Below are 23,239 nucleotides of genomic sequence, written 5' to 3'. Positions count from 1 at the left end.
GCCCGGCGGCGACGCGCTTGCGCTGCCCGCGCCGCTGTTCGACATGCCGTTGCCCGACGCGCTGGCGGCGGTCGAGCGTGCCGCGATCCTGCGCGCGCTCGAGCGCGCGAACGGCAATCGCGCGGAGGCGGCACGGCAGCTCGGCATCGGCCGTCAGTCGCTCTATGCGCGCATGGCCCATCTGGGTATCGAGCGCGACGACTAGCGGTGCCATGACGCCTGTCGGCATTCCCGACAACGGCGGGTAAGACGTGTCGGGAATCCCGACACGTTGTGCACGGTTCATGGTTCGATACGCCGCCCGGCGGGCACGTGCGTGCTGGCACGCATGTTGCGGATATCACGGCATCGCAACCCGTTGCCGGAGCCCGTCATGAAGTCGACCCCACGCGTCGCCGTTCGCCGCAGCTGTGTCGGACTGTGTGCCGCCGCGCTGATCGCCGCGGCGACAGCCTGCGCCGCGCAGATTCCACCTCCGCCGCGTGCGGACGAACCGCCCGGCGCGCCGCCGCGCGCCGGTTTCGAACCGGCTCCTCTTCCGCCTCCGTCGCTGTCGCCCGTCGCCTCCGACGCACTCGTGTCCGGCACGCTTTCGCGCCTGACGATCAACCCGGAAGGCGCGGTCGACGGTTTCGTGCTGACTGACGGTACGCTCGTCGGCGTGCCGCCGCATCTCGGCACGCAGCTGATCGCGCTCGCGCGGCCGGGCGACCGGGTGACGGTGGCCGGCGAACGTCGCGTCGGCGACGACATCCACGCGCGCGTCGTGCGCAACGACCGCAGCGGCGCATCGCTGTCCGACCAGCCGCCGCCATCCGCCGCGCCGATGCCGCCCGCGCTGCGCGGCGTCAATCTGGCCCGGCTCAGCGTGTCGGGTGTCGTGCGGCGCGTCATGCGCGCACCACGCGGCGAGCCGGACGGCGTGATGCTCGACAGCGGCGCGATCGTCAAGCTGACGGTGCCGGCCGCGCAGCAGTTCGGCGCGCTGCTCGTACCCGGCGCGCGCGTTGCCGCGGTCGGATACGGCACGCGCAATGCCTACGGCGAAGCGCTGCAAGCCACCGCATTCGGCTCGCCGGGCCGCGTCGTGAATCTTTATGACGACGTCGTGCGCTGATCGCGCGTCGTCTTCCTGCCATCCCACAAGGAGTCCTGCCATGCACTGGATCGATCCCGCCTGCCTGCCCGAAACGCGCGGCCGCGTCACACAGTTCCTGCTCAACCCGCACGGGGACATCGACGGCCTGATCCTGAACGGCGACCTGCAGGTTCATGTGCCGCCGCACCTGGGTCGCGAACTGGTTCGCCATGTCGAGGTGGGCGACCGCATCCGCGTGCGCGGCGTCAAGTCGCGCGGCGCCGCGATGATCGTGGCGGTGCAGCTGACCGGGCGCCACGGCGTCGACATCGTCGACGACGGGCCCGTGCCCGGTGCGCCGAAGCCGCCGCATGGCGGCCGCAAGCTGATGGAGATGAGCGGCGAAGTCGCGTTCGCGCTGCACGGCCCGAAAGGCGAGCTGAACGGCGCGTTGCTGACGAACGGTGTCGTGCTGCGGATGCCGCCGCATGCGGCCGCCGAGCTGAGCGACTATCTGCGCGCCGGTATCCACGTCATGGCGTGGGGGCAAGGCGTCGTCACGCGGTACGGCGCCGTGCTCGAAGTGAGCGAGATCGCCGAGCTCGTCGACGCGGACGACGAATGACTGCCCGTCGACGATGAGAGCGGCGCGCGCGCTCGAGGCGCTCAATTTCTTCCTGGCCGACGTGCAGGCCGGCATCGGCCCGTTCATCGGCGTGATCCTGCTGTCGCGCGGCTGGAGCGCCGACGCGATCGGCTCGGTCATGACGCTGGCCGGGCTCGCCGCGATGGCCGCGACGCCGCCGGCCGGCGCGCTCGTCGATGCGCTGCGCGCGAAGCGCGCGCTGATCGTCACCGCCACCGCCGTGACGGCGCTGGCCTCGCTGGCGCTGATGTTCGCCGACGGTTATCCGGCGGTGGCGGCGTCGCAGATCCTGGCCGCCGTCGGCGGCGCGGCGCTGGCGCCGGCCGTCGCGGGCGTGACGCTCGGCATCGCGCGCCGGCAGGGTTTCGACCGGCAGTTCGGCCGCAACCAGATGGCGAACCATGCGGGCAACGTGGTCGGCGCGGCGCTCGCCGGATGGCTCGGCTGGCATGCGGGATTCGATGCGGTGTTCGCGCTCGTCGCCGTGTTCACGCTCCTCGCGATCGCGAGTACGTTGGCGATTCCCGCACGGGCCATCGACCACGCGTGCGCACGCGGCCTCGACATGGACCATGCCGAGCCGCGAACGCATGCCGTGCGCGATGATCCGCCCATGGGCGCGTCGGCGCCGCCCGCCGGCGGCTGGCGCACGCTCGCCTCGAACCGGCCGCTGGTCCTGCTCGGCGCGTCGCTCGCGCTGTTTCATCTCGGCAACGCGGCGATGCTGCCGCTCTACGGGATGGGCGTGGTCGCCACGCATCGCAGCAACGCGAGCATGTTCACCGCGCAAACCATCGTCATCGCGCAGCTCGTGATGATCGCGGCCGCTTGGGTCGCGCCCCGGCTGATTCGCGCGCACGGTTATTGGCGCGTGCTGCTGCTTTCCTACCTGGTGTTGCCGGTGCGGGGCGTGCTTGCCGCCGTGCTGATGAGCGAGGCGGGCGTCTGGCCGGTGCAGGTGCTCGACGGCATCGGTGCCGGCCTGCAAAGCGTCGTCGTGCCGGCGCTCGTCGTGCGCCTGCTGCACGGCTCCGGCCGCGTGAACGCCGGGCAGGGCGCCGTCGCGACCGCGCAGGGGATCGGCGCGGCGCTCAGTCCCGTGCTGGGCGGCGTGCTCGCGCAGCACTTCGGTTATCCGGTCGCATTCGTCGTGCTGGGCGCCGTGTCGACGGGCGCGCTCGCGCTCTGGCTCGGCCATGCGCGAGCGCTGAGTAGCGTGTGCGGCAAGCCGGCCGACCTGCCGGCCGCGTCGTCCTGAACGTGCTTTCCCTCTACAGGCGATTCCCGACCTGCCCATGAATTCCGTTTCACTTGCATGGCTGATTTCCGCGCTCGCCACGGCGGGCGTCATCGCCCGCCCGTTCGGCTGGCCCGAGGCGACCTGGGCCGTGAGCGGCGCGTTGCTGCTGGTCGTGTGCGGCCTGTTGCCCGTGCATCCGGCGCTCGACGCCGTCGCGAAGGGCGGCGACGTGTACCTGTTCCTGACCGGCATGATGCTGCTGTCCGAGGTCGCGCGGCGCGAAGGGCTGTTCGACTGGGTCGCGACGCGCGTCGTCAATCTCGCGCAGGGTTCGCCCCGGCGCCTGTTCGCGCTCGTCTACCTGGTGGGCACCGTGACGACGGTCTTCCTGTCGAACGATGCGACCGCCGTCGTGCTGACGCCCGCGGTCATCGCGGCCGCGCGCCGGGCGAAGGCCGATCCGCTGCCGCTGCTGTACATCTGCGCGTTCGTCGCGAACGCGGCGAGTTTCGTGCTGCCGATCTCGAACCCCGCGAATCTCGTGCTGTACGGCGCGCGCATGCCGTCGCTCGGCGTATGGCTGGCCCACTTCGCGATCCCGTCCGTCGCATCGATCGCATGCACGTTCCTGATGCTTCGGATGACCCAGCGGCACGCGCTCGGCGGCCGTTGCGAATCCGGTTTGCCGACCCGGCCGCTCACCGGCGGCGGGCGCATCGCGCTGGCCGGCATCGCGATCACGGCCGCCGCGCTGATGACGGTGTCGGCACTCGATCTTCCGCTCGGGTTGCCGACCGCGGCCGCGGGTATCGTCACCGTCGCATGCGTGCTGGTCAAGGATCGCACCGCATGCATGCCGATCGTTCGCGCGATTTCATGGAGCGTGTTGCCGCTCGTCGCGGGACTGTTCGTACTCGTCGAGGCGCTCGACCGGAGCGGTGCGGTGCGTGCGCTCGCCGGGCTGCTGCGCGCGCTGACGGCAAGCGGCGAGCAGACCGCCGCGGCCGCGGCGGGCGTTGCGATCGCGCTGGCGTCGAACCTGGTCAACAACCTGCCTGCCGGGCTCATCGCGAGCTCGACGGTCGACGCCGCACGCAGCCCGCAAACGGTGATCGACGCGATCCTGATCGGCGTCGACCTGGGGCCGAACCTGTCCGTCACCGGATCGCTCGCGACGATTCTGTGGCTCGCGGCCATCCGGCGTGAAGGGTTGCGGGTCGGGTTCGGCGCGTTCCTCGCGGTCGGCGCGTGCGTGATGTTGCCGGCCTTGCTGCTCGCGCTGGCGGCGCGGCTCGCGCTCGGCGCGTGAAGCGCATGAGTCGAATGACGCGCATGAAGCGCATGAAGCACAGCGCCGGCCCGCCAACCCCCGCTAGAACGTATAGGCGAGCGACGCGAACAGGCTGCGCGGCGCGCCCGGCGTGACCCACAAGCTGTTGTAGGAGCTGACGTAGGTGGTGCGGTTGAACAGGTTGTTCAGCACGACCGACGCACGCAGGTGCTTGTTGACCTGCACATAGCCGTTCAGCTGCACGGTCGCATAGGCCGGCAGCTCGAACCCGTCCTGCGTGTTCGCGGTGTTGCCGGCCCGGCGCCCGACGTAGATCAGGCCGGCGCCGGCACCGGCCTTGTCCGCGAACGGTACCGCGGTTTCGTACAGGAGCAGCGCGCTGCCGCTCAGGCGCGGAATGTCGACGAGGCGTGCGCCGGGTGTCAACACCGCGTCGTGCGTGACTTCGGCGTCGACATACGCAAGGTTGACGAGGCCGCGCACGCCGTGGCCGAGATCGCCGTTCCATTCGAATTCGACGCCGCGGCTGCGCACCTCACCGGCCGCGCGCGAGAAGCCGGCGTTCGCCGGATCGGCGGTCAGCACGTTGCGCTTGTTGACGTAGAACGCCGCGACGGTCGCGAGCCAGCGCGCGCCGGCCCATTTCGCGCCGGCTTCGTAGCCGTGCCCCTTCTCCGGATCGAACGCGCGGCCGTCGACGTCGGCGCCGTTGTTCGGCCGGAACGAATACGCGGTGTTCGCATAGAGCGACAGGGCGGGGCTCATCTCGTACACGATGCCGATGCGCGGGCTCAACGCGGTCTGCACCTGGCTGCTCGTCGTGCCTTTCAGGCGGTTCTCGACCGACTGGTGGAAGCGATCCCAGCGCAGCCCGGCGAGGATTTTCCAGTGCGGGCCGAACGCGAGCGTGTCCTGCGCGTAGAGCCCCTGGCCGTCGTCGCGCTCGAGCAGGTTGGTCGCGGTGCGCGGCGTGGGCGCCGGCTGGCCGTAGACGGGATCGAAGATGTCGATCGCATACGGCGCGGCGGCCGTGGGCGTCGAGCGCGCGACGAACTGGTCGTAGTTGAAGCGGTATGCATCGACGCCCAGCACGAGCGTGTGGCCGATGCCGCCGGTGCGGAACTTGCCGGCCGTTTCGATGCGGCCCTGCAGGTCGTTCGAATGAAACGCGACTTGCCGGTAGCGGCGCCACAGCGTGCGGCCGTCCGGCTGCAGCGCGAATGCCTCGGACGAGCGGCCGGACAGGTCGGTGGTGCGCTGCGCGAACCCGGCGTTGACCGACCAGTTCGCATCGACGCGATGCTCGAGCGTGAACTGATGGCCCGTGTTGCGCACGTCGTAGTCGCCGTCGCGCGGCTCGCCGAGGAAGCGCGATGCGGGAATCGCACCGAGCTGCCCGCCCACCGCGACCACGCCGCGATCGAGCGGCGCGCGCTGGCGCGCACTCTCGAATTCGTAATGAAGCGTCGTGTCGGCGCCGATGTCCCACGTGAACGACGGTGCGAACAGGTAGCGTTTGCTCGACACCGTATCGCGGAAGCTGCCGTTGTTCTCGTTCATCGCAACGAAGCGGTATGCGAGCGACTTCGTCACGGGGCCGGTCGAATCGAGCGTCTCGCGCAATGCGCCGTAGCTGCCGGCCGACACGCCGATGGTGTTCGCGCGCGCGAACTGCGGCTGCTTCGTCGTGTAGCTGATGAGCCCGCCCGGATCGCCGCGCCCGTACAGCGCCGACGCGGGCCCCTTGAGCACTTCCATGCGCTCGAGGTTGGCGGTGTCGCGCGGCACGCTGATCCCGCGATTCCACGAAAAGCCGTTGACGAGGTAGTCGGTGCCGGACGTGTTGCCGTCGCCGGCGAAGCCGCGCACTGCGTAGTTGTCCCAAAGACCGCCGAAGTTGTTCTGCCGCGCGACGCCCGCGACCCAGTCGTACAGGTCCTCGCCGCGCGTCGCCGCGACCGTGCGCACGAGTTTCGCATCGACGCTGCTGACCGCGAACGGGATCTCCATCACGTCCGCGTCGCCGCGCGTCGCGCTCGTCGAGTCACGCGTGCGAAACGGTGCGCTCGCGCGCTGCCCCGAGATCTCGATGGTGGGCAGCGTCGCCTCCTGCGCGTCGGCCGTGCCCACGCCGGCCGCGCCGACGACGATGGCCATCGGTGCGGCCGCCCAGTTCCTCCTGCTCATACCTCTCCCTTTCGTGTCGTTCGCGTTCGGGCACGGCGGGCGGCCTTGCGCCGACATCGGTGTTCCAAACAGTACATTTGCGCGGCAATTTAATGCAAATGAGAGGCATTTGCAATCGTAATTTTGAGGATTGGTACGGGGAGCGAAACGGTGGGGCGCACGGATGCGAGCGAGGGGATGGGTGGATTTCCTGAAATGCCGAACGGCGGGGAAAACAAACCATGGCGTGGTGACGGCCGGATAGCGCTTTCGTCACGCCTGCGCGAGAAATATGAGTGAAATTGCAGGGGGCACGGCGCCACGCGATGCACGACACCGCGCTCGCCGACGCGCGCCGGCGCCCGTGCGTGTTCAGCTCAATCCGGATCGGCTTTCAGCCCACCCTCGATCCACCGCGCTTCCGACGCGCGAAGATGCGCGCGAATGGCCGTCTGCGCGGCGATCGGATCGCCGGCCTGCAACGCGAGCAGCACGTCCTCGTGCTCGCGCACCGCGGCGGTCCACGTCTGCGGATTCTCCGCATGGCCGCGCATCGCGGCCGCGATCGGGTCGTGGCGGCTGTCGAACAACTCGCCGACGAAGCGGGTGAGCACCGAGTTGCCGGCGGCTTCCGCGATCAGCATGTGGAACTGCCGGTCGGCTTCGACCGGGGATTTGCCGGCCTCCGCGAGCCGCTTCATGCGCTGAACGGTGCGGCGCAGCCGCTCGAGCATGGCGGCCGTCATCCGCGCTGCGGCCAGCGCGGCGACGCTGCCTTCGACGGCCGCGCGAGCCTGCATCAATTCCGACGGACTGTCGCCGAGCGTGGCCATCGGGCCGACAGCGTCGGCGGCCGTATCGCGCACATAGACGCCGGAGCCCATCCGGATTTCGATCTGCCCGCCGATTTCCAGCGCGATCAGCGCCTCCCGAAGCGACGGCCGCGACACGCCGAGCGTCAGCGCTAGCTCGCGCTCGGGCGGCAGCCGCTCGCCGATCGCGAATTCGCCCTGGCGAATCAACGCGACGATCTGGGCCGCGACCGATTGGTAAAGCCGCTTGGGTTCTGTCGATTTCATCCGAGTGATAGGGATCAATGCGCTTCGGGCGCAAGCGCGTGTCGCGGAGTCTATCACGCCGGACGCATCGCCCCGTGTAGCGGCGCGTTCATCCGGATGTCCGGGTTTTCACTATTGGTAAGATCAGATGTGAATAATTAAATTGGCTTGACCAAAATGGCTTTGATTGCTGTAATTCATCCAAATTGGACTGACCGGTTAGTGTCGAGGTCGATCCATCCCCAGGAGACGCAATGGCAATGCCTCGCAATCTGCCCGGTCAGGCCGCGCAGGACGAACCGGACCGGGAGATCCTGCGCCTGGACGGGATTCGCAAGCGCTTCCCCGGCGTCCTCGCGCTCGACGGGATTCGCCTCGACCTGCGCCGCGGCGAGGTGCATGCGGTGTGCGGCGAGAACGGCGCGGGCAAATCGACGCTGATGAAGATCATCAGCGGCCAGTACCTGCCCGACGACGGTGTCGTTCACTATCGCGGCGCGCCGGTGCGGTTTCATTCGGCCTCCGAAGCGCAGGCGGCCGGCATCTCGATCATTCATCAGGAGCTCAATCTCGTCCCGCACCTGAGCGTGGCGGAGAACCTGTTCCTCGCGCGCGAGCCGCGGCGCGGGCCGTTCGTCGATACGAAACGCATGAACGCGGAGGCGGCGCGCTGCATCGCGCGCATCGGCCTGAACGTCGCGCCGACGACGAAGGTCGGCGTGCTGTCCATCGCGCAGCAGCAGATGGTCGAGATCGCGAAGGCGCTGTCGCACGATGCGCGTGTGCTGATCATGGACGAACCCACGTCGTCGCTGACCGAAACGGAAACGGTGCAGCTGTTTCGCCTCATCGAGGAACTGCGCGCCGACGGCGTGGCGATTCTGTATATCTCGCACCGGCTCGACGAAATGGCGCAGATCGTCGATCGCGTGACGGTGCTGCGCGACGGGCGCCACATCTCGACGGACGCTTTCGCCGACGTGAGCATCGACGACATCGTCGCGCGCATGGTCGGACGCACGCTCGACGACGCCTATCCGTCGCGGCAATCGGTGCCGACCGACGAGGTGCTGCTCGACGTGCGGGACCTGCGCCGCGACGGCGTGTTCGGGCCGGTGTCGTTCGCGCTGCGCCGCGGCGAGATCCTCGGTTTCGCGGGCTTGATGGGCGCCGGGCGCACCGAGATCGCCCGCGCGATCTTCGGCGCGGATCGCCCCGACGGCGGCACGATCGGGCTGCACGGCCGGCCCGTGACGATCCGCTCGCCGCGCGAGGCGATCCGGCACGGCATCGCGTATCTGTCGGAGGACCGCAAGAAGGAGGGTCTCGCGCTGCCGATGCCCGTCGCGGCGAACCTCACGCTCGCGAACGTGCGCGGCATCACGTCACGCTTCGGATTCCTGCGCTTCGACGACGAACTCGACGTCGCGCGCCGCTACGTGCAGGACCTCGCGATTCGCACGCCGTCCGTGCACCAGCGCGTCCGAAACCTGTCCGGCGGCAACCAGCAGAAGGTCGTCATCGGCAAATGGCTGTACCGCGGCTCGAAGATCCTGTTCTTCGACGAGCCGACGCGCGGCATCGACGTCGGCGCGAAATTCGCGATCTACGGGCTGATGGACCGGCTCGCCGCCGACGGCGTCGGCGTGGTGCTGATCAGTTCGGAACTGCCAGAACTGCTCGGCATGACCGACCGGATCGCCGTTTTTCACGAAGGTCGATTGACCGCATTTCTCGATACGAAACACACCAGTCAGGAGGAGATCATGCACTACGCGTCGGGGCGTTCCCATGCTTGAAATGACATCCGATCGAAGCCAGGCCGACGAACGGGCGGCGCGACAGCGGCGGCGCGACCTGATCCAGAAGTTCGCGGCGCTGGGCAGTCTCGTCGTGCTCGTGTTCGCGTTCTCGATCTCGAGCGCGGCGTTCTTCTCGGTCGACAACCTGATGACGGTCGGCCTGCAGGTCACGTCGATCGCCTATCTGGGCGTGGCCGCCACCTGCGTGATCATCACGGGCGGCATCGACCTGTCGGTCGGCTCGGTGCTCGCGCTGTCCGGCGTGTGCGCGGCGCTGCTGGTCAAGGCCGGCGCGCCGGTGCCCGCGGCGATGGCGGCCGGCATCCTGGTCGGCGCGCTGTGCGGGCTCGTCAACGGCATCTGCGTGACGCAGATGGGCCTGCCGCCGTTCATCGCGACGCTCGGCATGATGCTCGTCGCGCGCGGCATCGCGCTGCAGATCACCGGCGCGCGGCCGGTATCGGATCTCGGCGATGCGTTCGGCGCGCTCGGCAACGGCGCGCTGCTGCGGATCTCGCGCATCGGCGCGGACGGGTTCCCCGACACGACCTTTCCCGGCATTCCGTATCCGGTCGTGATCATGGTCGTGCTGTTCGTCGTGGTGTCCGTGCTGCTGTCGAGAACGTCGCTCGGCCGCCATATCTACGCGGTCGGGTCGAACGCGGAAGCCGCCCGGCTGTCGGGCGTGAACGTGCAGGGCGTGAAGCTGTTCACCTACGTGCTGTCCGGCGCGCTCGCGGGCGTGACCGGTTGCGTGCTGATGTCGCGGCTCGTCACCGGGCAGCCGAACGAAGGCGTGATGTACGAGCTCGACGCGATCGCCAGTTCGGTCATCGGCGGCACGTCGCTGATGGGCGGCGTCGGCACGATCTCCGGCACGGCGATCGGCGCGTTCGTGATCGGCGTGCTGCGCAACGGCCTGAACATGAACGGCGTGTCGAGCTTCATCCAGCAGATCATCATCGGCGTCGTGATCCTCGGCACGGTGTGGATCGACCAGTTGCGCAATCGCCGGCCCTGACCGGCAGCAAGCAGTCCCTACCAACGAGAAGCGGAGCGAGACATGAACAAATCCATCCTGCTGGCGGCATCGGCGTGCGTGTTCGCGGTGTGCAGCAGCGGCGCGTATGCGGCGGGCGGCGAGATCGCCGTGATCGCCAAGACGGTCAATTCGAACTACTGGCAGAACGTGCAGAAGGGCGCGAAGGCGGCGCTCGGCGGCGCCAAGGGTTACACGATGACGTTCCAGGGCCCGGCGGCCGAGTCCGACATCAGCGGGCAGGTCAACATGGTCGACAACGCGGTTACGCGTCATGTGGCGGGCATCGTGCTCGCGCCGTCCGATCCCGATGCGCTCGTGCCCGCGATCAAGAAGGCGTGGGAAGCGCACATTCCCGTCGTGCTGATCGACTCGGAGATCGCGGACGCGGGCAAGCCGTACTACCAGGCATTCCTGTCGACCGACAACGAGAAGGCGGGCGCGCTGTGCGCGAAGGCGCTGATCGACCGCGTCGGGCAGTCGGGCAAGATCGCGATCATGTCGTACGTACCGGGCGCGGGCTCCGAGGTCAGCCGCGTCGGCGGGTTCCGCAAGTACATCGAGAGCCATTCGAAGTTGCAGGTCGTCGGCCCGTACTACTCGCAATCGCAAATGGCGACCGCGCTGAACCAGACGACCGACGTGCTGTCGGCGAACCCGGACCTGAAGGGCATCTTCGGCGCGAACGAGCCGACCGCGGTCGGCATGGGCCGTGCGCTGAAGCAGTCGGGCAAGGCGGGCAAGGTGGTGGCGATCGGGTTCGACGGCAACGAGGACCTGCAGGGCTTCGTGCGCGACGGCACCGTGCAGGCGATCGCCGTGCAGGGCTCGTGGCAGATGGGGAACCAGGGCGTGCGCACGGCGCTCGACGTGATCGAGCGCAAGCCCGCGCCGAAGCTGATCGATACCGGCGTCGTGATGGTTGACAAGCAGAACCTCGATTCGCAGGCAGCGAAGAATGTCCTGTACTGATCGCCCGTCCCGCTTGCACGCATCGAGTCACCACGCATGAACGCAAACGATACGCGCACCTTGCCGCGCAGTGGGCTGACGGTGTCCGCGCTCGGCCTCGGCTGCTCGCAGCTCGGCGGCCTTTATCGGCCGATGTCGGCGGCCGACGCCGCCGCGCTGGTCGACGCCGCGTGGGCTGCCGGCCTGCGCTACTTCGACACCGCGCCGTATTACGGCTACACGCTGTCCGAGCGGCGCGTGGGGGCGGGGCTCGCTCCGCGCGAGCGCAGCGCGTTCACGCTCAGCACGAAGGTCGGGCGGCTGATGCGCGCCGACGCGAGCGTGCGGCCGGGCGACGACGGCTGGGCCGAGCCGCTGCCGTTCCGGCCCGTCTACGACTACAGCTACGACGGCATCATGCGCTCGCATGACGACAGCCGGCAACGGCTCGGGCTCGCGCGGATCGACATGCTGTACGTGCACGACATCGGCGCGATGACGCACGGCGATCGTCACGCGCACTACTGGGAACAGTTGACGCGCGGCGGCGGGTTTCGCGCGCTGGAGGCGCTGCGCGCCAGGGGCGAGATCGGCGCGTTCGGTCTCGGCGTGAACGAATGGGAAGTCGCGGCCGACGCGCTGAACGAAGCGGCGCTCGATGCGGTGCTGCTGGCCGGCCGCTACACGCTGCTCGAACAGACGGCGCTCGAACCGCTGCTCGACGCGTGCGCCCGTGACGGGACGGCGATCGTGATCGGCGGCGTGTTCAATTCCGGCCTGCTCGCCGGCAACGGCAAGTTCAACTATGCGGACGCGAGCGCCGACGTGATCGACAAGGCCACGCGGCTCGGCGCGCTGTGCAACCGCTTCGACGTGCCGCTTCCCGCCGCGGCATTGCAGTTTCCGTTCGGTCATCCAGCCGTCGTATCGTGCGTGGTCGGCGCGCGCAGCGTGGCGCAGTTGAAGCAGAACATCGACTGGTTCGAGCGTCCCGCGCCGGCCGAACTGTGGGATGCGCTGCGCGACGAAGGGTTGATCGCGGCGCACGCGCCGGTTCCGGGAGCCCACGCATGACCATGCGCATCGACGCCCATCAGCACTACTGGCTTATCGACGCACGGGCCGGCTGCTGGCCGCCGGCCGAACTCGATGCGATTCACCGGGATTTCGGCCCGGCCGATCTGGCGCCGCTGCTCGACGCTGCGCGCATCGACACCACCGTCCTCGTGCAATCGCTGCCGAGCGAAGCCGACACGCGCTTTCTGCTCGATCTCGCGGACGAAACGCCGAGCGTCGGCGCGGTGGTCGGCTGGGTCGACCTGAAGGCCGACGACGCACCGGCGCGGATCGCGGCGTTTGCGTCCGCGCCAAAGGCGCGCGGCTTGCGACCGATGCTGCAGGATCTGCCCGACGACACGTGGATCGACGATCCGCGGCTGGATCGCGCGGTCGCCGCGATGCTCGAGCACGGGCTGCGTTTTGATGCACTGGTGATGCCGCGTCATCTCGATGCGCTACATGCATTCGCGCGACGCCATCCGGATCTGCCGATCGTGATCGACCATGGCGCGAAGCCGTTCATCGAGCGCGGCGAATGGCAGCCGTGGCTGTCGGCGATGGGCCGGCTTGCGCGCCTGCCGAACCTTCATTGCAAGCTGTCCGGCCTCTGGACCGAAGCAGGGCCGTCGGCTGGGCCCGACGCCGTGCGCGCGCGCACGCGGCCGTATGTCCACGCGCTGGCCGAGCTGTTCGGGCCGACGCGCCTGATGTGGGGCAGCGACTGGCCGGTGCTGCGGCTGGCGTCGGCGTGCGGCGGCTACGGCGAATGGCTGGCCGCGTGCGAGGACGATTGCGCGCGGTTGCTCGGCGCCGCGGCGCTGGACGGCCTCTTCGGCGGCAACGCACACCGCTTCTACCGGATCGACACCGCACGCCACGACGAATGAACCAGAACGAAAGGAACCCGACATGCTCAGCGTGATTTGCGAATCCCCCGGCGTGCTGCGCGTGCAGCAGCGCGAACTGCCCGTACGCGGCAGCGGCGAAGTACTGTTGCGCGTGCAACGGGTCGGCATTTGCGGCACCGACCTGCATATCTTCACCGGCAACCAGCCGTACCTCGACTATCCGCGCGTGATGGGCCATGAGCTTTCGGCGGTCGTCGTCGAGGCGGAACCCGAGTCGGGGCTCGGCGTCGGCGACGCGGTGTACGTGATGCCGTATCTGTCGTGCGGGCACTGCATCGCCTGTCGGCACGGCAACACGAATTGCTGCGTGAACATCAAGGTGCTCGGCGTGCATCGCGACGGCGCGCTCGCCGAATACCTGAGCGTGCCTGCGCAGTTCGTTCACAAGGCCGACGGCATTTCGCTCGACCAGGCGGCGATGCTGGAATTCCTCGCGATCGGCGCGCATGCGGTGCGGCGCGCGGACGTTCGCGCCGGGCAGCGCGCGCTGGTCGTCGGCGCCGGGCCGATCGGTATGGCCGCGATGATCTTCGCGAAGCTGCGTGGCGCCGACGTCACATGCCTCGACACGCGGGCGGATCGACTGGCGTTTTGCCGGCAACATCTGACGGTTGATGCGACCGTGGAGGTGGGCGAGGATGACGCGGCGCGTCTCGCGGCGTTGACGAACGGCGAGTATTTCGATGCGGTGTTCGACGCCACAGGCAACCTCGATGCGATGAATCGCGGTTTCGAATTCGTCGCGCATGGCGGCAAATACACGTTGATCTCGATCGTGCGCGGGCACGTCGCCTTTTCGGATCCCGAATTCCACAAGCGGGAAGCCACGCTGCTCGCGAGCCGCAATGCGACGGCCGAGGATTTCGCGACGGTGCTCGACGCGATGCGCGGGGGGCGTATTCCGGACCGCGCGCTGAACACGCACCGGATGCGGCTCGAAGAGGTGCCGGATGCGCTGCCGCGTTTGCTCGATGCGGGGCAGACCGTCGTGAAGGCGCTCGTCGAATGCTGATCGATCGAATCCGGCACGCGGAGCGCATGCGATGACGCCGCCGATCCTCCAGTTCGGCACGAGCCGCTTCCTGCTCGCGCACGTCGACTTGTTCGTCTCGCAGGCGCTGGACGACGGCAACGCGATGGGCGGCATCGGCATCGTGCAGACGACCGGCAATCCGGCCAGCCGCGCCCGCATCGACGCGCTGCGCGCCACCGGTCGCTATCCGGTGCGGATTCGCGGGCGCGACCGCGGCGGCGTGGTCGACGAAGTCGTCGAGTGCCGCGCCGTGCATCGCGCGTGGGACGCCGAGCACGACTGGGCGGAGATACGCGGTGCCGCGATCGAGACCGTACGCGTCATCGTGTCGAACACCGGCGACGCAGGGTATCGCGCCGATCCGCGCGACACCGTGGACCTGCTGGCCCAGCAGGAGCACGCACCGCACGGCTTTCCGGCGAAGCTGCTCGCGCTGCTGCATGCGCGCTGGCAGGTGCGGCCCGATGACGGCGTCTCCATCCTGCCTTGCGAACTGGTGACGGACAACGGCGACACGCTGCGCGACATCGTGCTGGACCTCGCGCGCCAGTGGCGGCTGCCCGACGCGTTTGCCGACTATCTGGGCAACCGCTGCGTGTGGGTCAACTCGCTCGTCGACCGCATCGTGTCCGAGCCGCTCCATCCGGTCGGCGCGATCGCGGAGCCCTACGCGCTGTGGGCGATCGAGCGGCGTGCCGGCATGGCGCTGCCGTGCACGCATGCTCAGGTCGTCGTCACCGACGATTTGCGCAGCCACGAGCGCCTGAAGCTGTTCTTCCTCAATCTCGGGCACAGCTGGCTCGCGGAGCAGTGGCTCGCGGCGGGGCGCGACGCATCGGAAACGGTGCTGGACGCGATGAACGATGCGCGGTTGCGCGACGGTCTCGAAGCCGTGTGGCGCGATGAAGTCGCGCCGGTATTCGTGGCGCTGGGCTTGCGCGAAACGGCCGAACACTACGTCGACAGCGTGCGCGAGCGCTTTCTCAATCCGTTTCTCGCGCATCGCATCGCCGATATCGCGGTCAACCATCGCGAGAAGGTCGCGCGGCGGATCGAGCCGCTGCTCGCGCTCGCCGATTCGCTGGCGCTGGCGGCCGAACAACCGCGGTTGCGGCAACTCGTCGCCCGCTGCGAACCGGTGGCCGCAACGACAGGGAGAAGACCATCGTGAAGCAACCGACCATCGTGATCCTTCACGGCAACGACAACGTCGCCGTCGCACTCGATGCGCTGGCGCCGGACGTGCCGATCGACGTGCACGGCGCACCGCTGCGGCCGGCGGCCGCGATACCGGCCGGCCACAAGATCGCCACCACGCCGATCGCGCGTGGCGACGCGATCGTCAAATGCGGGCAGCCGATCGGCGTCGCGCTGCGGGACATCGCCGCGGGCGAGCACGTGCACGTGCATAACGTCGGGATGCCTGAGCGGCATGCGCACGACGACGGGCCGGCGGGCGACACGCACGACGTTCCGGCCGATCGCCGCGATACCTTCGACGGATTCGTGCGTCCCGACGGCAGCGTGGGGACGCGCAACTACGTTGGCGTGATCGCGAGCGTCAACTGTTCGGCGAGTGTCTGTCATGCGATCGCCGATGCATACCGGCACGGCGCGCTCGACGCGTTCGGCCATGTCGACGGCGTCGTCGCGATCACCCATCAGAGCGGCTGCGGCATGTCGGCGATCGGCGACGGCATCGAACTGCTGCGACGCACGCTCGTCGGTTATGCGCGCAACCCGAATTTCGCCGGCGTGCTGCTCGTCGGCCTCGGTTGTGAGGTCAACCAGGTCGGCGCGCTCGCGCAGCGGCTCGACGCGGCGGCACCTGGTACCGTGCGCACGCTGGTGATCCAGGACGAAGGCGGCGTGCGCGACACCGTGGCCAAAGGCGTGTCGATCGTGCGCGAGTTGCTGGAGGCGGCCGACGGCGCGCGTCGCAGCGCCGTGCCGGCCTCGCGGCTGACGGTCGGCCTGCAATGCGGCGGCTCCGACGGTTACTCGGGCATCACCGCGAATCCGGCGCTCGGCGCGGCCGTCGATCTGCTGGTCCGCAACGGCGGCACCGCGATTCTGTCCGAGACGCCCGAGATCTACGGCGCCGAGCATCTGCTGATCGCGCGAGCGGCGTCGCGCGACGTGGCCGAGCGTCTGCTCGGCAGGTTGCAGTGGTGGGAGCGTTACGTCGCCGACAACGGCGGCGAAATGAACAACAACCCGTCGCCCGGCAACCTCGCCGGCGGCATCACGACGATTCTCGAGAAATCGCTCGGCGCGGTGTCGAAGGGCGGCCGCTCGCCGCTGCGCGCGGTCTACGACTATGCGGAGCCGGTGCGGCAAGCGGGGCTCGTGTTCATGGATACGCCCGGTTACGACCCGGTGTCGGCCACCGGGCAGATCGCCGGCGGCGCGAATCTCGTGTGCTTCACGACGGGCCGCGGTTCGGTGTTCGGCTCGAAGCCGGTGCCGACGATCAAGATCGCGACGACGACCGGCCTGTACGAGCGGATGCAATCGGACATGGATTTCGACAGCGGCGGGATCGTCGCCGGTTCGCTCTCGGTCGGCGAAGCGGGCGAGCGGCTGTTCCGGCTGATGCTCGACGTTGCCTCCGGACGACGATCCCGCAGCGAGGACAACGGCATCGGCGAACGCGAGTTCGTGCCGTGGCTGCGCGGCGCGGTCATGTGACGCGAAAGGCGACATGCGACCGCGTGCGCAATCGGACAGCGAAGGAGAAGCCGCGATGGAAACCCGCATGAGCGAGCCGGCGATCGGCGAAATCGGCCGCGACGATCATCTCTCCGACCTGGAGAAGGGCTTGCTCGGCGAAGCGCTGCGCTTGCTCGCCGAGACGCGCGCACGGGCGCTCGAACTCTGTGTCGAGGTGAGCCGGCGGCAGGGCGGCGGGCGCCGACCTACGCGCCGGCCATGCGCGCGTCGAGCCGGAACAACGAGACGGCCTCGGCAAGCCGGTTTCCTTGTTCCTCGAGCGACTTCGAGGCGGCGGCTGCCTGCTCGACGAGCGCCGCATTCTGCTGGGTGACCTCGTCCATTTGCGTAATGGCGAGATTGACCTGCTCGATGCCGCGACTCTGTTCGCTCGACGCCGCGGCGATTTCGCCCATGATGTCGGTCACGCGCGAGATCGCATGCGTGACCTCGCTCATCGTATCGCCCGCGTTGTTCGCGATATGCGAGCCGTCCTCGATTTTCCGGACCGATTGCGAGATCAGCTCGCGAATTTCCTTCGCGGCGCTCGACGAACGCTGCGCAAGACTTCTGACTTCGCTTGCCACCACCGCGAAGCCGCGGCCCTGTTCGCCGGCGCGGGCAGCCTCCACGGCCGCGTTGAGCGCGAGGATGTTGGTCTGGAACGCGATCCCTTCGATGATCCCGGTGATCTCGGCGATCTTGGCGGAGCTCGCGCTGATGTCGGTCATCGTGTCGACCATCAGGCCGACCGCCGAGCTGCCGCGCTGCGCGACCTCCGATGCGTTGTTGGCCAGGCCGCTCGCCTGTTGCGCGTTGTCGGCGTTCAGGCGCACGGTGGAGGTCAGTTGCTCCATGCTCGACGCGGTTTCCTGCAACGACGCGGCCTGCTGTTCGGTGCGGGACGACAGGTCCTGGTTGCCGGACGCGATTTCGCCGGCGCCGGTCGCGACGTTGCCCGATGCGGTACGGACTTCCGAGATCAGGCGGATCAGGTTCGCCTGCATGTCGCGCATCGAAGCCAGTACGCTGCCGGCCGGCGCGGCGCCGGTCGTGGCTTCGGCGCCGAGATTGCCGGCGGCGATATGGCCGGCGATATCGCTGAGCACGGCGGGCTCCGTGCCCAGCGAGCGCAGCAGGCCGCGGGTGATGACGAGGCCCGAGAGCGCGGCCGCGGCGGCGGCGGCGATGCAGATCGCGATCAGCATCAGGCGTCGCGAGGTATAACGGTCGTCCGATTCCTTCACCAGTTGATCGGCCCGCGCGCGCGAGTACGTCGCATACGTGTCGGTGGCCGCGACGAGCTGGGCCAGCAGCGGTCGGCACTGTTCGTTGATCATCGTGATCGCCTGATCGCGCCGGTTGTTCGCCGCCGCGTCGACGATGGCGCGCGCCACGGGGCCGTACTGCGCCTCGACCGCCCCGATTTGCCGAACCAGTTCGCGCGCCTTGTCGGATACGCCGCTGCCCTCGCGGACCGCATTCGTCAGTTCGCCCATCAGCGCGCCGACTTCGTGGTCGGCCTGCAGCGCCGCTTCCTTCTCGATGTCCGCGTCGCGCGGGCTGGCCGCGAGGACCTGGTTGCGGGCGGCGATCGCGCGCCGGTCGACCGCGAAGCGAATCTTGTCGGCCAGGTTCGCGCGGGCGTTGGTGCCGTTGACATAGTCGTCGAATGCCGCGTTCGCGTTGCCGAGCGAGACGATGCCGACGATGGAGACGAGCACGACCGTACACGTAAGAAGTCCGAAAGCCATGATCAGCTTCGTGCGAACGGTTAATCGTCGATCGTTCATGGGAGGAATCCGGTTGCGGTTATCAAATAGATTTCCTGATTAACGGAATGGTGAAAGAAAGGTTTAGGACCGGCGCTGCGGGGCAATCGTTTGCGGGTTGCCTGTCGTCAAAATAAATCCGACCGCGATCCGCATTCGTCACGCTGAGCCGGAGAACGGCGCTGTTTTCGCCCGCCGTGCCGTTAAACGGATCAGGTTCGCCTTGTTCAGCGATCCCATTTCAATCACGCGGTAACGGAGACCGAAGTCATCATGCTGTCATCAATTCGCGCACGGATACTTGCGACGTGTGTCGCCATCATCGCGGCGGCGCTGGTCGGCGCGATGACGAACGCGGCCTTCAAGCACATCCTGATAGTGCGCGACGCGCTCACGGACGTCTCGAGCGGCAGCGGCGATCTGACGAAGCGCCTGCCGGCCGACGGCGCGGACGAAGCCGCGCAGATCGCGAGAGCGTTCAACGCGTTCGCCGAGAAGATCAGTACGATCCTGCGGCAGATCCGCGATTTCAGCACGTCCGTGAACCTCGCGAGCGCCGAGATCGCGCAGGGCAACCAGGATCTGTCGGCCCGCACCGAACACGCGGCGTCGAGCCTGCAGGAAACGGCCGCCGCGCTCGAGGAGATCGCCGGCACGGCCCGCAACCCGGCCGATGCGGCGAGCCAGGTGAACCGTCTGGCGGAATCGGCGTCGGACGTCGCGCTGCGGGGCGGCACGGTCGTGCACGACGTCGTGTCGACGATGAACGACATCACGCAGGCGTCGGCGGAGATCGCCAACATCGTCGGCGTGATCGATGGCATCGCGTTCCAGACCAACATTCTCGCGTTGAACGCCGCCATCGAGGCGGCCCGCGCGAACGAGCACGGCCGCGGCTTCGCGGTCGTCGCCGGGGAAGTGCGTGCGCTCGCGCAGCGCAGCGCGCAGGCCGCGCGGGAAATCAAGCAGCTGATCTACTCGTCGGTCGAGAAGATCGAGGGCGGCTCCGGGCTCGTGCAGACGGCCGGTGCGACGATGGACGAAATCGTCGACGGCGTGCGCAACATCACGAGCGTGATCGCCGAAATCAGCGTCGCCGCGAAGGAGCAGAGCACGGGGCTCGAGCAGGTGAATCAGGCGGTGTCGCAGCTCGACGATACGACGCAGCAGAACGCGGCGCTGGTCGAGCAATCGGCGGCTGCCGCGACGTCGCTGCGCGAGCAGGCGGCCCGGCTCGCGCAGACGGTCGGCGAGTTCAGGCTCGCGGAGCGCGCGGTGGCGGCGTGACGGTTCGCGTGACGGGGCCGGCGGGCCCTGGTTTCATGCGGCGCGGCGAAGCCAGTCCGGCTGGCGCACCCGCCGACGACGGGCGGGATTTCGTTCGTATCCTGCACCGGTCCGCTGTACGTCGCCCACGCCGTGGCTGACTGCGATCGATCACCCGTGGGGAGGCCGGTGTTGCTGCCGTTCCGCTCAGGCAAGCAGCCCGCGTGCCGCCAGATTCGCATACAGCGCGCGCACGCCGAAGGTCCACGGCGCGATCTCCGTGCAAAGCCGCACGGTGTTGACGAGTGCGCCGAGCGCGGGCGTGGAGATCGTGACGCGGTCGCCGAGGTGATGCGTGAATCCGCCGCCGGGCGCGTCGCGATCCTGGATCGGCGAGAACATCGTGCCGAGGAACAGCATGAAGCCGTCCGGATATTGGTGATGCGCGCCGCAGGTCTGCGCGACGAGGTCGGTCGGGTCGCGGCTGATCTCGCGCATATGGCTGATGCCGTCGAGTACGAAGCCGTCGTCCGCGCCTTCGACGCGCAGCGACACGCTGCATGCCCGCACGCTGTCGAGCGTGAAGCCGTCGTCGAACAGCCGCACGAACGGGCCGATCGCGCACGAGCCGTTGTTGTCCTTGCATTTGCCGAGCAGCAGCGCCGAACGGCCTTCGATGTCGCGCAGGTTCACGTCGTTGCCGAGCGTCGCGCCCACCGGCCTGCCGTCACGGGCGACCGCCAGCACGATCTCCGGTTCCGGGTTGTTCCACACCGACACGGGCAGCAGCCCCACGTCCGCACCGAAGCCGACCGCCGACATCGGCTGCGCCTTGGAGAACACCTCCGCATCCGGGCCGATGCCGACTTCCATGTATTGCGACCATGCGCCGCGGCGTTCGAGCTCCGCCTTCAGGCGCAGCGCGGCTTCCGAGCCCGGCACGATCTTCGATAGATCGGTGCCGATGGTCGCGGCGATGGTGTCGCGAACCTCTCGCGCTTTGGCCGGATCGCCGCCCGCCTGTTCCTCGATCACGCGCTCGATCAGGCTGACCGCAAAGGTCACGCCGCACGCCTTGATCGCCTGCACGTCGCACGGCGCGAGCAGGTGCGTCGCGCCCGGCGTGCCGTCCAGCGCGGCCTGCAACAACGGCTCGACACGGCCGAGCGATTCGCCGGCAGCGGTGCGCGCGATGGCGACTGCATCGGGGCGATCGAACAGGTCGGCGGTGGTCGGCACGGTGCGTGTGATGTCGAACACTTCGCCGCCGCGCACGGCGACGACGCTCGGGCCCGCGTGGGCGCCGTCGTGCCGCCAGACGCGGCCGATCAGCAGCGCGTGGTCGAGGTCGTGCGGCAGGCAATCGGAAACGGAAGGCGTATGCATGGTCAGCTCGGCAAGAGTCGGGGGCGGTGGGTCAGTGCGAATGGCGCGGGTTGCCGCGCCGCTCGATCACCTTCAGGTACAGCGTGGCCGGTTCGAGGCAGCCGCCGGTGGACAGCTGGCCGACGAACCGGCGATAGAGTTCCTGCCACGGCGTTTGCGCCTGCGGCACGGTGAAGCTTTCGGTTTCGCGGCGGCGCGCGAGTTCGTCCTCGTCGACGAGCACGTCGACGCTGCGGCGATTCAGGTCCACGCGCACGCGATCGTTCGTGCGCAGCAGCGCGAGGCCGCCGCCGACCGCGGCTTCCGGCGACATGTTCAGGATCGACGGGCTGGCCGATGTGCCGCTCTGGCGTCCGTCACCCATGCACGGCAGCGACGTCACGCCGCGCTTCACCAGTTCGGCAGGCGGCGCCATGTTCACGACTTCGGAGCTGCCCGGGTAGCCGACCGTGCCGCAGCCGCGGATCACGAGGATGCAGCGCTCGTCGATGTTCAGCGCGGGATCGTTGATGCGCGCGTGATAGTCCTCGGGGCCGTCGAACACGATCGCGCGCGCCTCGAACGTATTCTCCGCGCCCGGCTCGGACAGGTAGGTGCGGCGGAACGCGTCGCCCACCACCGACATCTTCATGATCGCGCTGTCGAAGAAGTTGCCCGACAGCACCATGAAGCCGGCGCCATGCTTGAGCGGCGCATCGGGCGTGCGGATCACGTCGCGGTCGGCGTCCTGCGCGGTGTCGGCGATCTCGCCGATCGCGCGGCCCGATACGGTCAGGCAGTCGCGCCGCAGCAGCCCGGCCGAATCGAGCTGGCGCAGCACGGCGGGCACGCCGCCGGCGCGGTGGAAGCTCTCGCCGAGGTAGTCGCCGGCCGGCATGCAGTTGACGAGCAGCGGCACCGATTCACCCAGGCGCTGCCAGTCGTCCAGGCTCAGTTCGACGCCCATGTGGCGCGCAATCGCGATCAGGTGCGGCGGGCAGTTGGTCGATGCGCCCAGCGCGGACGCGACGACGATCGCATTCTCGAATGCCGCGCGCGTCATGATTGTCGACGGGCGCAGGTCTTCCCGAACGAGCTCGACCGCGCGCTTGCCGGTCGCGTAAGCCATCTGGCCGCGCTCGCGATAGGCGGCGGGAATGCTCGCGCAGCCGGGCAGCGACATGCCCAGCGCCTCGGCGAGGCTGTTCATCGACAGCGCGGTGCCCATGGTGTTGCAATGGCCGATCGACGGCGACGAGGCCGTGGTCAGCTGCATGAAGCCTTCGTAGTCGATCTCGCCCGCCGCGAGCAGGTTGCGCGCATGCCAGATCACCGTGCCCGAGCCGACCCGCTTGCCCTCGTGCCAGCCGTCGAGCATCGGGCCGCCCGACAGCACGATCGCGGGCATGTCGACGGTGGCGGCCGCCATCAGGCACGCGGGCGTGGTCTTGTCGCAGCCGGTCGTCAGCACCACACCGTCCAGCGGAAAGCCGTGCAGCACTTCCACCAGCCCGAGGTACGCGAGATTGCGGTCGAGCGCGGCGGTGGGCCGGCGGCTTTGCTCGGCGAGCGGATGCACGGGGAACTCCATCGGAATGCCGCCCGCGTCGCGGATGCCCGCCTTGGTGCGTTCGGCCAGCTCGATGTGATGGCGGTTGCACGGCGCGAGGTCGCTGCCCGTCTGCGCGATGCCGATAATGGGGCGGCCCGACTGCAGTTCCTCGCGCGTCAACCCGTAGTTCATGAAGCGCTCGACATAGAGTGCCGTCATGTCCGCGTGCGCGGGGTCGTCGAACCATTCCTGGCTGCGCAGGCGGCGAGGGGTGTGTGACATGGCAGGCTGTCTCCTGAGG

18 protein-coding genes and 1 pseudogene are annotated in these 23,239 nt (G+C 68.7%); 14 read left to right on the top strand and 5 right to left on the bottom strand.

The window, feature by feature from the left end; translation table 11 throughout:
* From DPV74_RS15590 to DPV74_RS15570, 5 genes are all read left to right on the top strand, one after another.
* Positions 1-205, top strand: a 205-nt coding sequence (locus DPV74_RS15590) for a helix-turn-helix domain-containing protein (RefSeq protein WP_276137329.1), incomplete at its 5' end; no start/stop codon positions are given.
* Between the two features lie 168 nt (positions 206-373).
* Positions 374-1,117 carry a hypothetical protein gene (locus DPV74_RS15585; RefSeq protein ID WP_205571915.1) on the top strand — a complete coding sequence of 248 codons (744 nt, stop codon included), beginning with the start codon at positions 374-376 and terminating at the stop codon, positions 1,115-1,117.
* A gap of 40 nt (positions 1,118-1,157) precedes the next feature.
* On the top strand, positions 1,158-1,703 hold the full coding sequence (locus DPV74_RS15580) for a hypothetical protein (protein WP_059699573.1): 546 nt from the start codon (positions 1,158-1,160) through the stop codon (positions 1,701-1,703).
* 13 nt (positions 1,704-1,716) lie between these two features.
* Complete coding sequence (locus DPV74_RS15575) at positions 1,717-2,982, top strand: MFS transporter (RefSeq protein WP_119337518.1); 1,266 nt, start codon at positions 1,717-1,719, stop codon at positions 2,980-2,982.
* A 37-nt stretch (positions 2,983-3,019) separates the two neighbouring features.
* Positions 3,020-4,273 (top strand): arsenic transporter, encoded by a 1,254-nt coding sequence (locus DPV74_RS15570; RefSeq protein ID WP_119337517.1) that lies wholly within the window; start codon positions 3,020-3,022, stop codon positions 4,271-4,273.
* Between the two features lie 63 nt (positions 4,274-4,336).
* Here the strand turns inward: DPV74_RS15570 and DPV74_RS15565 are convergent, their stop codons facing one another.
* Positions 4,337-6,442: a TonB-dependent siderophore receptor gene (locus DPV74_RS15565; protein ID WP_119337519.1), complete on the bottom strand. Its 2,106-nt coding sequence runs from the start codon at positions 6,440-6,442 to the stop codon at positions 4,337-4,339.
* 356 nt (positions 6,443-6,798) lie between these two features.
* Complete coding sequence (locus DPV74_RS15560) at positions 6,799-7,500, bottom strand: FadR/GntR family transcriptional regulator (RefSeq protein WP_027792854.1); 702 nt, start codon at positions 7,498-7,500, stop codon at positions 6,799-6,801.
* Positions 7,501-7,733: 233 nt separating this feature from the next.
* Between DPV74_RS15560 and DPV74_RS15555 the strand changes: the two genes are divergently transcribed.
* Genes DPV74_RS15555 through DPV74_RS15520 form a run of 8 tightly spaced genes read left to right on the top strand, consistent with a single transcriptional unit; the run spans position 7,734 to position 16,962 of the window.
* On the top strand, positions 7,734-9,278 hold the full coding sequence (locus DPV74_RS15555; protein WP_119337516.1) for a sugar ABC transporter ATP-binding protein: 1,545 nt from the start codon (positions 7,734-7,736) through the stop codon (positions 9,276-9,278).
* Positions 9,271-10,302 carry an ABC transporter permease gene (locus tag DPV74_RS15550; RefSeq protein WP_027792852.1) on the top strand — a complete coding sequence of 344 codons (1,032 nt, stop codon included), beginning with the start codon at positions 9,271-9,273 and terminating at the stop codon, positions 10,300-10,302. Before DPV74_RS15555 ends, DPV74_RS15550 begins: the two co-directional genes overlap by 8 nt.
* A gap of 42 nt (positions 10,303-10,344) precedes the next feature.
* Positions 10,345-11,292 carry an ABC transporter substrate-binding protein gene (locus DPV74_RS15545; protein WP_119337515.1) on the top strand — a complete coding sequence of 316 codons (948 nt, stop codon included), beginning with the start codon at positions 10,345-10,347 and terminating at the stop codon, positions 11,290-11,292.
* A gap of 36 nt (positions 11,293-11,328) precedes the next feature.
* On the top strand, positions 11,329-12,345 hold the full coding sequence (locus DPV74_RS15540; RefSeq protein ID WP_119337514.1) for an aldo/keto reductase: 1,017 nt from the start codon (positions 11,329-11,331) through the stop codon (positions 12,343-12,345).
* On the top strand, positions 12,342-13,217 hold the full coding sequence (locus DPV74_RS15535) for an amidohydrolase (RefSeq protein ID WP_119337513.1): 876 nt from the start codon (positions 12,342-12,344) through the stop codon (positions 13,215-13,217). The genes DPV74_RS15540 and DPV74_RS15535 overlap by 4 nt, the downstream gene beginning before the upstream one ends.
* A gap of 22 nt (positions 13,218-13,239) precedes the next feature.
* A complete protein-coding gene (locus tag DPV74_RS15530; protein ID WP_027792848.1) occupies positions 13,240-14,250 on the top strand; it encodes a zinc-binding alcohol dehydrogenase family protein in 1,011 nt (336 codons plus the stop codon).
* Positions 14,251-14,281: 31 nt separating this feature from the next.
* Positions 14,282-15,442 (top strand): D-mannonate oxidoreductase, encoded by a 1,161-nt coding sequence (locus DPV74_RS15525; RefSeq protein ID WP_059699557.1) that lies wholly within the window; start codon positions 14,282-14,284, stop codon positions 15,440-15,442.
* Complete coding sequence (locus DPV74_RS15520) at positions 15,439-16,962, top strand: UxaA family hydrolase (protein ID WP_119337512.1); 1,524 nt, start codon at positions 15,439-15,441, stop codon at positions 16,960-16,962. The genes DPV74_RS15525 and DPV74_RS15520 overlap by 4 nt, the downstream gene beginning before the upstream one ends.
* Positions 16,963-17,189: 227 nt before the next feature.
* Here DPV74_RS15520 and DPV74_RS15515 read toward each other — a convergent pair whose 3' ends face one another.
* Positions 17,190-18,776 carry a methyl-accepting chemotaxis protein gene (locus DPV74_RS15515; RefSeq protein ID WP_119337511.1) on the bottom strand — a complete coding sequence of 529 codons (1,587 nt, stop codon included), beginning with the start codon at positions 18,774-18,776 and terminating at the stop codon, positions 17,190-17,192.
* 291 nt (positions 18,777-19,067) lie between these two features.
* Here DPV74_RS15515 and DPV74_RS15510 point away from each other — a divergent pair.
* Positions 19,068-20,042 (top strand): annotated as a pseudogene (locus DPV74_RS15510) (methyl-accepting chemotaxis protein); the annotation flags it as partial.
* 186 nt (positions 20,043-20,228) lie between these two features.
* Here the strand turns inward: DPV74_RS15510 and DPV74_RS15505 are convergent.
* Both DPV74_RS15505 and DPV74_RS15500 read right to left on the bottom strand, forming a co-directional pair.
* A complete protein-coding gene (locus DPV74_RS15505) occupies positions 20,229-21,407 on the bottom strand; it encodes a fumarylacetoacetate hydrolase family protein (protein ID WP_027792844.1) in 1,179 nt (392 codons plus the stop codon).
* 31 nt (positions 21,408-21,438) lie between these two features.
* A complete protein-coding gene (locus tag DPV74_RS15500) occupies positions 21,439-23,220 on the bottom strand; it encodes an IlvD/Edd family dehydratase (RefSeq protein ID WP_119337510.1) in 1,782 nt (593 codons plus the stop codon).
* Positions 23,221-23,239: the final 19 nt, after the last annotated feature.

The organism is Burkholderia sp. HAN2018, assembly GCF_024704855.1.
Classification (GTDB): Bacteria; Pseudomonadota; Gammaproteobacteria; order Burkholderiales; family Burkholderiaceae; genus Burkholderia; species Burkholderia cepacia.
This window is presented reverse-complemented; position numbering and strand designations above follow the sequence as displayed.